Genomic DNA, 12,172 nt, shown 5'->3' with positions numbered 1-12,172 from the left:
TCGTTTTTCCTTAGCTTGGGGTGACGGCGGGATAGGGTGTCTTGATCCGCCGTGAATGTGCAAGTGCAAGAGATGGCTTTTCGACAACGAACCACGAGAGGGTGGCGCCGACAGCGACTGCTATGAAGGTGACAATCAACGCAAGCCACGGCCGGACCGCGAAGAGTCCGGTGGCGACGATGATCTGGATGATCGGCCAGTGCAGCACGTAGGCGCCGTAGGAGAAGTCGCCCCAGCGCGTGGGGCCTTTGACGACAGGCAGCAACAGGGCGGCGCTGAGCGTGAGGGTGGCTACGGCAGCCGGCCGGAAGGCGAACCAACCGGATTTGACGCTGATGACGTAGGAAAGGATCGCGACGAGGGTAATCCACTTACCGTGCTTCTCGAACCAGTCGAGGTGGTAGTGGATGAGGGCGCCGATCATGAAGAAGGAGAGCTGGCCGGGAAGCTGGAGGGCCAGCGTGTTGTGCTCTGCCATGGCGACGCGATAGATGATGGAGAGCGCAAAGATCGTCCACAGCACGGCGTCGCGGTGGAGACGGCGGCAGAGCCAGACGATGATCGGGACGGCGATGTAGAACATCACCTCGATCTTGATGGTCCAGAGAGCGCCATTCATGCCGTGCTCAGGATTTGCGACAAAGACCCCGGGAATCGACCCTGCCAGGAAGTTGGCAAAGATGAGATTCGCGAAGAGGAAGCGCCCGACGTGATAACTGCCGTAGCTGAAGGCGATGGCGAGGCAGAAGAGCGTAGCCAGCCAGTATCCGGGAAGGATGCGGGCGGCGCGCTTGATGGTGTAGTCGCGGATGCCGGAGCAGCGCTCCCAGCTGGCAAAGATCAGGAAGCCGGAGATCGCGAAGAAGCCTTCGACGGCAAGGTGACCGCTGAAGTAGTGGGGCAGGGAGGCGAAGACAGGCGCACCGCAGATGTATCCGACGTGAAAGAGCACGACGACAATTGCGAGGAGAAGACGAATGATATCGAAGTTGTTCTCGCGCCTCACTGAGAACACCTCGATCTTGAAGGAGTTACAGGGATGGAGGGCGCGGCTGACTTTACCGCAGGCATTTCCCGCAGACTCTCAGGCGAGAGTCCCTGGACGCGTGCTACCTCGTATGCGCTGGCTTTGCCGGCCGTTGCATCGCTGCAAGGATTCCGGCTTCCACGCTGTCGAGGTGACCGTTGGGACCTTCCATCTCGTGCATTCTTAGACGAAGACGCCTGTTGTACAGGAAGGCGTAGGTCCAGACTGATAGAAAGATCAACGGCAGCACGATGAAGACGAAGATGTTCGATTCCAGTTCCGTCATAACCGGTTAGATGGTGAAGACGAGTTGGAGGGATACCTGTCATCTGCGAATCGTGTGCCGTGTCTCTCTAGATCTCTCTTTTCAGCGTATTAGGCGGTAGCGTCGTAGCGGCGCGGGCGCGGTTTGATGTGGCTGATGTCGACGTCCTCAAGCTCGAACTTGGGCGCACCGTCGACGAATGCAGCCTTGGTCGTCTTCAGGAACTGCTCGTCGTTACGCTCCGGGAAGTCCGGTTTGTAGTGGGCTCCGCGGCTCTCGTCGCGAAGGCGAGCGCCCTGCACGATGACGCGGGCCAGCTCCAGCATGTTGTAGAGCTGGCGGGCGAAGGCGAAGCTGGTGTTAGCCCACTGGCTCTTATCGGAGAGATTGATGTTGCGATAACGCGCCTGCAGTTCGACGATCTTGGCGTCGGCCTCATCGAGTCCACTGTTATAGCGGATGATGGTGGCGTGCTTGGTCATGGTGTCGCCCAGCTCGCGCCAGATGCGGAAGGGGTTCTCGGTGCCGGGGTTGTTGAGAAGGATGTTGTTGTACTCCTTCTGGCGCTGCAGCTCGGCAGCGTGGCCGCCGTCGCCTTCCTGAGCCGGCAGCGCCCTGGCATACTGCAAGGCCTGCGGACCGGCGACGAAGCCGCCATAAATGCAGGAGAGCAGGGAGTTAGCTCCGAGGCGGTTGGCTCCGTGGATGGAGTAGTCGGCCTCGCCCGCGGCGAAGACACCGGGGATGTTGGTCTGCTGGTTGAAGTCCACCCAGAGGCCGCCCATGGTGTAGTGCATGCCGGGGAAGATCTTCATCGGGACCTTGCGCGGATCGTCGCCGACAAACTTCTCGTAGATCTCGAGGATGCCTTCGAGCTTGTGCTGGCTGGACGGCGGCAGGTGTGAGACGTCGAGGTAAACCTGCGGCTGGCCGTCGATGCCCATGTCGTGCTCGTAGACCACCTTGAAGATGGCGCGGGTGGCGACGTCGCGGGGAACCAGGTTGCCGTACTTGGGGTACCACTCCTCGAGGAAGTACCAGCGGTCCGAGTCAGGGATGGACTGCGGTGCGCGCTTGTCGTTCTTGTCCTTGGGCACCCAGACGCGGCCGCCTTCGCCGCGGGCGGACTCGGACATGAGACGCAGCTTGTCTTCGCCGGGGATGGCGGTGGGGTGAACCTGGATGAACTCGCCGTTGGCGTAGTACGCGCCCTGCTGATAGAGCGCCGACTGAGCGGAGCCGGTGCACACCACGGAATTCGTGGATTTGCCGAAGATGGCTCCATTGCCGCCGGTGCAGACGATGATGGCGTCGGCTGGGAAGGTGCGCAGCTCCATGGTGCGGAGATCCATCGCGGTAATGCCGCGGCATTCTCCCTTGGAGCCGAGGACGGCGGAGAGGAACTCCCAGCCTTCGTACTTGGTGACCTTGCCGTCGGCCTCGAAGCGGCGTACCTGCTCATCGAGCGCGTAGAGCAGCTGCTGGCCGGTGGTCGCCCCGGCGAAGGCGGTGCGCTGATAGAGCGTTCCACCGAAGCGGCGGAAGTCCAGCAGGCCTTCGGGGGTGCGGTTGAAGGGGACGCCCATGCGGTCGAGCAGGTCGATGATCGCCGGTCCCTGCGCCGTCATGTTCTTGACTGGGGTCTGGTTCGCAAGGAAGTCGCCGCCGTAGACGGTGTCGTCGAAGTGCTTAAGGACGGTGTCACCCTCGCCCTTGAGGTCTTTGGCGGCGTTGATGCCGCCCTGGGCGCAGACGGAGTGCGAGCGCTTGACCGGGACGATGGAGAAGAGGTCGACCTTGCCGCCAGCCTCGGCGATCTTGATGACGGCGGAGAGGCCTGCAAGGCCTCCGCCTACGACGATGATTCTGGGAGTTGCTGCTGCCATTTTTGTCCCTCAGGGGCTAAGGCCCCTTTTTATCTCAGGCGTTGCGGCACGGCTGAAGCCGTACCCTTAACACAACTATTTCGAAGATGCGACTGTGGCGACTGCCGGTAACGGGGCAGTCGCAGAGGCTGCAGGAGCTGACATCGTCGTCTCAGGCATGACATCCTCGGGCGCGTTCTTGTATTTATCCATGCCGACGAAGGCGTACATGCTGGCGAGTCCCATGAGGCAGAGCGCGATGCCGAAGACGGCACAGACGTAGCCGAAGGTCTTACGAGCTTTCTCACCCGGGGTGATGCCCCACTTCGCGGCGAAGAGCCAGATGCCGTAGCTGAAATGCCAGGTGGTGGCGATCATCGCGACGACGTAGATGGCGAGCATCCACGGGTTGGAGAGCTCCATCTGGACCTTGTGGAAGGCGGCGCCGGGATGCTCGGGCAACATGACGCCGGTGAAGCGCTGGCGCCAGAGATGCTGGACGATATAGAGGAGCGCGATGATACCGGTGACACGCTGCGACAGGTACATCCAGTTGCCCGCCCACGGATAGACGTTGACGTTGGAGCGGCCGCGGATGGCGATGAAGACGCCGTAGAGGGCGTGATAGGCCAGCGGGATGAAGATGAGTCCCCACTCGAGCACGCGCACGAGGGGCAGGGAGTTGAGGAACTTGACCTGCTGGGCGTAGGCGAGCGGGCCGTTCAGGGCCTCGAAGTTCGAGACGATGTGCTCGATCAAAAACGCACCAATCGGCACAATTCCGGTCAGCGAATGCAGCTTGCGCCAGAAGAAGGAGTTGCCCTGACCTGCGCGGAGAGGTTGCACTCCACGAAGCGGCGGTGTGGCTGGCGTTGCGGCGGTTGCCATGATGGAACTCCTTGAAAGTCTGATGGATCAGTGGGAGTGCGAAACTTTGCGGGATTTCCGCAGCAGGCTGATTATTCCGCTGTGCTGATACCAGCGTCAAGAAATCAAAGGGGTTTCGTGCGGTTATCGCTTTACTTGTGCGATTTTCCCGCTTTGCGATTTGCGACCAATTTAGGCCTATATTTCGAGGTTTCGGAGCAGATGGCGGAAGGCCTCTCCGCGATGACTGAGAGACAGCCTGGTCGCGGCGTCGATCTCTGCCATGGTCTTGCCGAGCGAGGGAAGGTAAAAGAGAGGGTCGTAGCCAAACCCCAGCGTTCCGCGTGGAGCATCCAGGATCTCGCCTTCTACCGCTCCGTCCCCTTCTGCCACCACAGCGCCGTCACGCGCTGCCGAGAGCACGCAGCGATAGCGGGCGGCGCGCTGTGTCGCCGGGATCTCTGCCAGGGCGGCAAGCAGGCATAGGTTGTTGCGCTCGTCGAGGGTCTCTCCTGTTGGGAATCCTTCATCCTCTGCATACCGTGCGGATCGGACACCGGGCGCGCCGTTGAGTGCGTCGACCTGAAGGCCGGAGTCGTCAGCAATGACGATGTTGCCCGGGGAGAGCTTTGAATAATAGATGGCCTTGATGCGAGCATTTCCGGCAAAGGTTGACTCGTCCTCTGCCGGGGCCGGAATCTCTTTCAGGCCGGGCAGAGGAGCGAGTTGGATGGGCTCGCGGTTGCGCGTCGCCGCTGCAGCGGCGAAGTCGCGCAGCTTACCCTGGTTCGTCGTAGCCACGTAGATGATCATCTCTTCATTCAATCATCTCCGGGAGCGTTCCGAGACTATCGCGCGATGCGAACGCGTACGAAGGCTGCGACTCCCCAGGGGTGATCGCCGTAGACGGATTTGAGCGTGTCCGGTGTGGTGTAGCTGGTGAACTGCGCTCCAGGAGCCGCAATGATGTGGCGGCTGATCCGAAAGTCGCGATCGTAGCCGAAGCTGTAGCCCTGGACGTGGCCGATCGACTCCTCCTCGAAGTTGGCCGGTAACGGCGAACCCGGTTGGATGAGCAGTTCGCTCGATCGAGCGGCGTTTTCAATTCGTGTCCAGACATAATTACGTCCGGAGAACTTCAGCAGGGATTCGGCGAGGTAGCTGTTCATGACGCCATGCGAGCTGGTGCGCCCCCAGAGGAGCGTATTCGACCAGTTTCCCGCCGAAAGACCGTTGGCGTCGCGCGAGCCGAAGGGGCGGTTGTACATGATGGAGGCCGTCTGCCGCTGCTGATCCTCGTGAGGATAGAGCGCCTCCGGACTGGTGATGTGACCGATGGAGTACTGCGCGCTCCAGTTGGCGTTGGGGGCGAAGGTCAGCCGTGTGGAGTAGCTATCGACGGCGAGTCCGTTGGGCGATGGTTGAAACTGCCAGCGGCCTTCTCCGGGTTCGCCGCCGTGGAAGCCGGAGACCTCTGCCCGAAGCCAGCGCCAGGTGAAGCCGGTGGTGAGCACGTTGAAGGCGATGTGGGTGGAGTCCTCCTGGTGATGACCGAGTGCGGCGATGGGGTTCTCAGACGCGGACATGCGATGCGGATAGGAGGTGGGGCCAAGCGCCGGATCGCCGATGGGGGCGGCGTAGAAGCTGAGCAGCGTGTGCTCGCTGAGGCGAATGTCGTAGAGCGCGGCAACCTCCATGAAGAAGTCGTGCGGATGCTGGCCGTCGACGATAGGAGTGCCGAAGGCCGTCTCCCCCTGCTGGAAGAGCAGAGGGTACTGCCTGCCGGAGATTGTTGCGGGTTCGAGTGAGAACATGGCGCGCACGGTCAGCTGTCCTGGGCCGAGTCTGCGCATCGCCATCGGCATGATCCAGTTGGCCGAAAAGAGCTTGTCGCCGCCGCGCTCGCCCTGAGGCGTGGAGGCCGCCTTCTGCTGGATGTCGGTGACGAAGGCTTCGCCGTGGAGCATCCACATCCATGCCCCGTGGTGGCCCATCATCATGTACATCGGCGTTGACGCGGGCTCGGAGCTGGTGCCGGAGGAGAGGTGATTCAGCTGTGACTCGATGAGATTGGTGGGCTGACGCATCATGAGCATGCCGGGCATGTTCATGGGCTGCTGGGGCGCAGAGGGAGTGGACATGTCCATGCCTGGCATGTCGTTGTGATCATCATGGGGCTGCTGCTGGGCCGATGCGATCGTGCCAAGAGATAAAACAACGGCGGACACTGCCGCGCAAAGAATGTGACTACGAGATAGCACGTGGAACTCTCCGGAATGTCTGAGAAAAAGGACAGCACCGACGCAGATGGACGAGGCCACGCATCGGCGAATTCTTCAGAGCAGAGGAGAGATCAGATACGAAGGTTATGCGCGGGGCGACGTGGCGGTGGGCCAGTCTTCTTGCTCGCCGGAGGAACGACCGTTGCACTGTTCAGCAGGACTCCGGTCAGATGTGCTGAAGCGATCGCGAGCGAGGCGCTGGACGCATCATCGCTGGAGGCTACAGCGGGCTGGTGATGCACGATGCAGCAGGAGATGCTGCTGTGCTGCATGGGAGAGTGCGATGGGCAGCACTCGTGTGCTGGGGCGGTAAGCGTGGTGGAGGGCATCGTGGAGTCCGCCGTCATCGATGCCTGAGACATCGGCAACGCAACACAAGCCGCCGAGCTGACGAAGAGAATCAGCAGGCAGAGCGTGGCGACGGCGGTGGAGAGGATGCGCTTCATCGTGCTGGAGATAGTTTACTCCTCGTATCGGCTATACATAGAAAGACGAACGACGATAGATGTCGAAGGAGTGACGATGGCAGAGATGAAAGCCCATACAGAGTATTTGACGTTCCGCACGAAAGAACGGTATGAGATGGTGCATATCACAGGCGAAGTGGAAGAGATTGTGCGGCGCAGCGGGATCGACGACGGTCTCTGCTTTGTTTCGCCGATGCACATTACCGCCGCGATCTACGTGAACGATCATGAGGATGGATTGATCGAAGACATCAGTGTGTGGCTGGAGAAGCTGGCACCGAGCTGGCCCGGATACAAGCACCATCGCACGGGCGAGGACAATGCGGATGCTCACCTGAAGGCGTTGCTGCTGCACCACGAGACGACGCTTCCGGTGACGAAGGGGCGACTCGACCTGGGAACATGGCAGCGGATCTTCTATGCCGAGTTCGACGGCCAGCGATCGAAGCGGGTTATTGTGAAGGTGCTTGGTCTCGCAAAAGGATGATATCGACGCGGCGGTTTCTGCGGCGTCCTTCTTCGGTTTCGTTGGATGCGACCGGGTGAAACTCTGCGTAGCCAGCGGCGGAGAGATTTGCGGGCTGGAGCCGTCCGTGTTCGAGCAGGAGGCGCGCGATGGCGCTGGCACGGGCTGTCGAGAGCTCCCAGTTGGTCGCATACTGCGCGGTATGGATGGGGAGGTTGTCGGTGTGGCCTTCGATCCGTAAGGGGGCATCGGGCAATGTCGCTGCAAGATTGATGAGCAGGGCGAGCGCCGACGGTTGAATCTCGGCGGTGCCAGAGGGGAAGAAGCCTATCTCCCGCAGCGAGATCACCAGCCCTTTCGGCGTCATATAGGCTGCGGCGCTTCCCGGCGGAATGCCTCCCTTTGCCACCTGCGCGCGCAGCAGCTGGTTGATGCGGTGTTCCGTCAGGTCGAGCCGCAGCCTGCCTGCGGGAGGAAGCGGCAGGGCGATGGCGGCGGGTCTGGTGACCTGCGCCGGCGAGCTGTTCGTTGCGATGGGCGGAGTTCTGCTGTGCTGCTCGAAGCTGCCGAGAGGCCTGAAGGCGGACTGCATGGCCGCAGCCACCTCGCTCTGCTTCTTCTTATCGGACTGGCTCGAAGCGAAGAGGACGACGAAGAACGCGAAGAGCAGCGTGATGAAGTCCGCGTACGAGACCAGCCAGCGTTCATGATTGACGTGTTCGTGCTTCCGCTTGCGGCTCATGCGGTGGCCTCTGCGATGTTCTCGCCGGGCTTGGCTTCGGGCAGGTAGGTGCGCAGCTTGGTCTCCATCATGCGCGGGTTCATGCCCTCAAGGATGGAGATGACGCCTTCGAGCATCATCTCCTTGACCATCTGCTCTTCGCGGTGACGGATCTTAAGCTTGCCGGCCGCGGGGAGAAAGATAAGGTTGGCCAGCGCGACGCCGTAGATGGTGGCGACAAAGGCGACGGCGATACCGCGGCCGACCTCAGTGATGTTGTCGAGGTGCTGCATGACTTGAATGAGTCCGAGGACGGCACCGATAATACCAACCGTCGGCGAATAGCCTCCTGCGGCTTCGAAGACCTGCGGAATCTTTTCCTCCATCTCTGTTTTGTTCTCAAGCTCGAGCTGCATGATCTTGCGGACTTCGTTGGGCTCTGTTCCGTCGATGGCGAGCATCAGCGCCTGCTTGAGATAGGGATCGCTGATGGTGGCGAGATCCTGATCGAGAGAGACGATGCCGCTCTTGCGTGCCTTGTTGGCGAACTGGACGAGCTGCGTGAGGATACGTTCTCCACTCGCAGAGTTGCTGAAGAAGATGTTGGCGATCTTCTTCAGTGCAGCCAGAAAGATATGGAAGGGGAACTGGAGCATGACGGCTCCGATGGTTCCTCCGAGCACGATCAGGGCAGCGGTGGGCTGCGTGATCTGTGCGAGGTTTCCACCTTCGATCATCATGCCGGTGAGGATGCCGAGGATGGCGACGATGATGCCGCCGATGCTGGCGATGTCCATAAAATCTCCCTTTGCCGGTAGGCGGCGATTGGCAATTCGATTGGCAACTTAAATTGGCGGCTATAGATCAGAAGTTTCTGATGGCTGCGGTGAAGCGGCAGAGGCAAAGTGTGCGCCGGAGGCAGCGAGTGCCGATGCGGCTTCGGGCCACGCGGCCTTGAGCACGGAGGCGCGATAGTCGAGCGTGCGGCGCAGGACCTCGGTTCTAGGCTCGAGGACGACGAGCTTCTCGCCGGTGATCAGGGTGAGTACGGTATCCGGCGCCGACTCGGCGTACTTGATGAGATCGCAGTTGATGCAGAGCCGGCTTCCATTCAGGCGCGTAAGTTCGATCATGAGCGTCCCTTTCAATCTATTCATCGGCTGAGGGGAGAAGGGCAATAGGCGATTGCGCGAAGGTAACGTGTTGCCTGCGGTATCGCTCAAGTTGCCCGGGGCAGGGCCGATGAGGGGGGTGAACGCAAAGCCCTTTCGCTAGGACTGCCGGATCGAGGACGACAAGATTCCGGCAGGCCAGGGAGATGGCGGTGCGGGTAACTCAATCGAGTGATAACAGGAGCGTTCCCCAATGTCCTTGGGCGTATTGAACAATATCTCAGCCATTTACGCGCAGAACTATCTGAACCAGACCCAGACCCAGCTGCAGGGCACCCTTGAGCAGCTGTCCTCGGGTTCGCGCATCAACAGCGGCGCCGACGATGCCGCGGGCCTTGCTCTCGCGGATGGTCTTTCGGCCAACGTCTCGGCGCTGACGCAGTCGGCGCAGAACGCCAGTTCCGGCGTCGGTATGCTGCAGACCGCTGACGGCGCTCTGGCGCAGGTGACCAACCTGCTCAACCGCGGCATTACGCTTGCGACCGAGGCCGCAAACGGCACGCTGAACACCAGCCAGGTTGGTTCGGCCGACCAGGAGTACCAGAACATTCTGACCGAGATCGGCAACATCGGTTCGACCACGAACTATAACGGCATGGGCGTTTTTTCCGCGACGCCGGTTTCGATCTTCGTAAGCGATGGAACAACCTCCGGCGCAAGCACCTTCAGCGATACGATCGGTGTCCTGACGAAGGCAAGCGTGGGAACGACCACGGGCGGCGCTGCCGGTGAGGACCTGACGGCGAATGCAACGCTCGATGCGACGACCGCTTCGTCGATTCTGACATCGCTGACCGCTGCCGTGCAGGATGTCGCGTATCAGCGTGGCACGATCGGTGCGGACATCAATCAGCTCAATGCTGCATCGAATGTCGCCAGCACACAGTCGGTCAACCTTGCCGATGCCGAGAACAGCATCCGCGCGACGAACTACGGAACGGCGACCAGCGACCTGGCCAAGTACAAGGTGCTGAGCGAGACCGGAATCGCGGCTCTCTCGCAGGCCAACTCGGTACAGCAGGACGTTCTGAAGCTGCTCCAGTAGTCGTAAAGGCGACGAGTGCTCCGGCTGGAAGCAGCCGGAGCTTCTCGCTGGCGGAGGCCCTGTTTTCATCTAAGACGCCTCTCATCCTTCGGTCTGCAATTTTGGCAACGCGCGTGCAGTGAGTGTTCGCAGAGTCTTTCAGGGGGCAGCATGGGTACGGTTGGCTTGAACTATGGATCGATTTCCAGCGGCCAGGGAATTGACGTTGCCACGACGGTCGCGCAGATCATGGCCACAGAGCAGCAGATCGAAGACCCGTGGAAGACGCAGCTGGCTTCCTTGCAGGCTCAGGACACCGCGTTCAGCAAGATGGGCACGGATCTCGCGACACTGTCCTCGTCACTTCAGGCACTGACGGACTTTACAGGTGTCTTTGCCTCGAAGCAGGGTTCAAGCTCAAATACTGACGTTCTCGCGCTTACCTCGGCCTCTCCAACGGCCTCGGCGGGCAGCCATACGATTACGGTCAGCTCCCTGGCGCAGACGTCGTCGAATTACTCCAACGCGATGGCGACGACGGATACGCTGAACGGGACGCTGACGATCAATATTGGCAGCGGAAGCGCTCAGACCGTCTCCATCGCCAGCGGCAGTACGTTGAACGATGTGGTCAGCGCGATCAATGGAGCTGGTATCGGCGTGCGTGCGGCGATCATCCAGGACACAAACGGTGCGAGGCTGTCGCTGGTCAGTACGACGAGTGGTTCCGGAGGACAGATTACGCTCTCCTCGACGCTGACGGATGAGACGAGCGGAACGGCGCTCGCGTTCCAGGTGGGTCAGCAGGGGCAGGATGCCAGCATCAATGTGGACGGGCTCAACGTGACGACATCTTCGAACACCGTCTCGAACGTGATTCCTGGCGTGACCTTTCAGCTGCTTGCGACCTCGACCTCTTCGGACCCGGTTCAGGTGCAGATCACCAACGATGATGCGACGATCGAGTCGGCGATGCAGAGCTTCGTGAATGCATATAACGCGGTGGTTGCCGATCTGCAGACGCAGGAGGGTAAGGATACGAGTGGTAACGCTGAGCCGTTGTATGGCGACCCGACCCTCTCGCTGATTCAGAGTCAGATGTCGAGCGGTCTGCTGGGAGGAGTGGCCAGCGGTTCGATCAAGAATATCGGGCAGCTGGGGCTGTCCTTGCAGCGTGATGGAACTCTTACGCTGGACTCAAGTGTCCTGGGGACCTCTCTCGACAGCGACTTTGACGATGTCGTGGGGTATCTGCAGAACACCAACAGCTTCGGCAACACGATGACACAGTCGCTCAACAGTCTGAGCAGCTCACTGACCACAGGCGCGATTTATCTGGCGTTACAGCAGAACTCGTCCGAAGAGACGTCGCTGAAGAATAGCATCGCGGACGAAGATGCACGGATTGCGACCGATCAGGCGAATCTCACCACGGAGCTCAACACGGCGAACCAGATTCTGCAGGGACTGCCGGATCAGCTCAACGAGGTGAATCAGCTGTACAACGCGATTACCGGTTACAACCCAACCACCTGATCGAGGAAGGCGAAGCGATGAGCGGTTATCGGGAGCAGTCTCTGACGGGGGCGACTGGAGTAGAGCTCGTCCTGGCTTTGTACAACGGGCTGATACGTTTTCTTCTTCATGCGCGAGCATGCGTGGTCGAAGGCGATGTCCGCGGTCGCAGGTTGTCGGTCAAGCGGGCGCTGGACATCGTGATGTATCTGCAGGCGCGCCTGCGGATGGACCTGGGCGGAGAGACGGCTGTCGCTCTCAATGACTTCTATGTTGCCGCGTTCACGCTGATCCTCGAGGCCTCTCAAGCGGCTTCGCTGGAGAAGATGGATGAGGTCATCCAGTGCGTGCGCGGCGTTCGCGAAGCCTGGGTGATTGTGGCGCGTGATCCGAAGGCGGGGCGCGTGCTGCCGCAGGACCTGCGACGTGGCGAGTCGGCGCTGCTGCTGTCCTCGGAGGAGCCGTTCGTCGAACGGACCTCTGCCGGATGGTCAGCCTGAG

General features: G+C 60.7%; 14 protein-coding genes. 4 read left to right on the top strand and 10 right to left on the bottom strand.

Annotated elements, in window-relative coordinates:
- Window positions 1-10 precede the first annotated feature (10 nt).
- From PW789_RS03445 to PW789_RS03415, 7 genes are all read right to left on the bottom strand, one after another.
- Entirely contained in the window at window positions 11-1,006 is a 996-nt protein-coding gene (locus tag PW789_RS03445; RefSeq protein ID WP_299371301.1) for an acyltransferase, read from the bottom strand.
- Window positions 1,007-1,109: 103 nt separating this feature from the next.
- Window positions 1,110-1,313 carry a hypothetical protein gene (locus PW789_RS03440; RefSeq protein ID WP_299371298.1) on the bottom strand — a complete coding sequence of 68 codons (204 nt, stop codon included), beginning with the start codon at window positions 1,311-1,313 and terminating at the stop codon, window positions 1,110-1,112.
- 89 nt (window positions 1,314-1,402) lie between these two features.
- Entirely contained in the window at window positions 1,403-3,178 is a 1,776-nt protein-coding gene (gene sdhA, locus PW789_RS03435; RefSeq protein WP_299371295.1) for a succinate dehydrogenase flavoprotein subunit, read from the bottom strand.
- 75 nt (window positions 3,179-3,253) lie between these two features.
- Entirely contained in the window at window positions 3,254-4,045 is a 792-nt protein-coding gene (locus PW789_RS03430; RefSeq protein WP_299371292.1) for a succinate dehydrogenase, read from the bottom strand.
- Between the two features lie 177 nt (window positions 4,046-4,222).
- Window positions 4,223-4,849, bottom strand: a complete 627-nt coding sequence (locus PW789_RS03425) for a non-canonical purine NTP pyrophosphatase (RefSeq protein WP_367182466.1) — start codon at window positions 4,847-4,849, stop codon at window positions 4,223-4,225.
- 23 nt (window positions 4,850-4,872) lie between these two features.
- On the bottom strand, window positions 4,873-6,165 hold the full coding sequence (locus PW789_RS03420; RefSeq protein ID WP_299371289.1) for a hypothetical protein: 1,293 nt from the start codon (window positions 6,163-6,165) through the stop codon (window positions 4,873-4,875).
- A 212-nt stretch (window positions 6,166-6,377) separates the two neighbouring features.
- Window positions 6,378-6,752, bottom strand: a complete 375-nt coding sequence (locus PW789_RS03415; RefSeq protein ID WP_299371286.1) for a hypothetical protein — start codon at window positions 6,750-6,752, stop codon at window positions 6,378-6,380.
- Between the two features lie 76 nt (window positions 6,753-6,828).
- Between PW789_RS03415 and PW789_RS03410 the strand changes: the two genes are divergently transcribed.
- A complete protein-coding gene (locus PW789_RS03410) occupies window positions 6,829-7,260 on the top strand; it encodes a secondary thiamine-phosphate synthase enzyme YjbQ (protein ID WP_299371283.1) in 432 nt (143 codons plus the stop codon).
- On the opposite strand, the gene PW789_RS03405 is transcribed toward PW789_RS03410, so the two are convergent.
- From PW789_RS03405 to PW789_RS03395, 3 genes are read right to left on the bottom strand one after another with little or no spacing between them, the layout of a single operon-like run.
- The gene (locus PW789_RS03405) at window positions 7,226-7,981 is read right to left on the bottom strand and encodes a flagellar motor protein MotB (RefSeq protein ID WP_299371280.1); all 756 of its coding nucleotides are present in this window, start codon (window positions 7,979-7,981) and stop codon (window positions 7,226-7,228) included. The two genes, PW789_RS03410 and PW789_RS03405, sit on opposite strands and share 35 nt — an antisense overlap.
- On the bottom strand, window positions 7,978-8,757 hold the full coding sequence (locus PW789_RS03400) for a flagellar motor protein (RefSeq protein ID WP_299371277.1): 780 nt from the start codon (window positions 8,755-8,757) through the stop codon (window positions 7,978-7,980). The genes PW789_RS03405 and PW789_RS03400 overlap by 4 nt, the downstream gene beginning before the upstream one ends.
- A gap of 60 nt (window positions 8,758-8,817) precedes the next feature.
- Entirely contained in the window at window positions 8,818-9,093 is a 276-nt protein-coding gene (locus tag PW789_RS03395) for a flagellar FlbD family protein (RefSeq protein ID WP_299371275.1), read from the bottom strand.
- Window positions 9,094-9,325: 232 nt separating this feature from the next.
- Here PW789_RS03395 and PW789_RS03390 point away from each other — a divergent pair, with 232 nt between their 5' ends.
- From PW789_RS03390 to fliS, 3 genes are all read left to right on the top strand, one after another.
- Window positions 9,326-10,177, top strand: coding sequence for a flagellin (locus PW789_RS03390; RefSeq protein ID WP_299371272.1), 852 nt, complete (start codon window positions 9,326-9,328; stop codon window positions 10,175-10,177).
- Between the two features lie 150 nt (window positions 10,178-10,327).
- Entirely contained in the window at window positions 10,328-11,692 is a 1,365-nt protein-coding gene (gene fliD, locus PW789_RS03385; RefSeq protein ID WP_299371269.1) for a flagellar filament capping protein FliD, read from the top strand.
- A gap of 17 nt (window positions 11,693-11,709) precedes the next feature.
- A complete protein-coding gene (gene fliS, locus PW789_RS03380; RefSeq protein WP_299371266.1) occupies window positions 11,710-12,171 on the top strand; it encodes a flagellar export chaperone FliS in 462 nt (153 codons plus the stop codon).
- The last annotated feature ends 1 nt before the right edge of the window (window position 12,172 follow it).

The sequence above is a fragment of the Edaphobacter sp. genome (genome assembly GCF_028283685.1).
In the GTDB taxonomy this organism is placed as follows: domain Bacteria; phylum Acidobacteriota; class Terriglobia; order Terriglobales; family Acidobacteriaceae; genus Edaphobacter.
The sequence above is the reverse complement of the archived record's forward strand: the minus strand, read 5'-3'. Positions and strand labels throughout refer to the sequence as shown.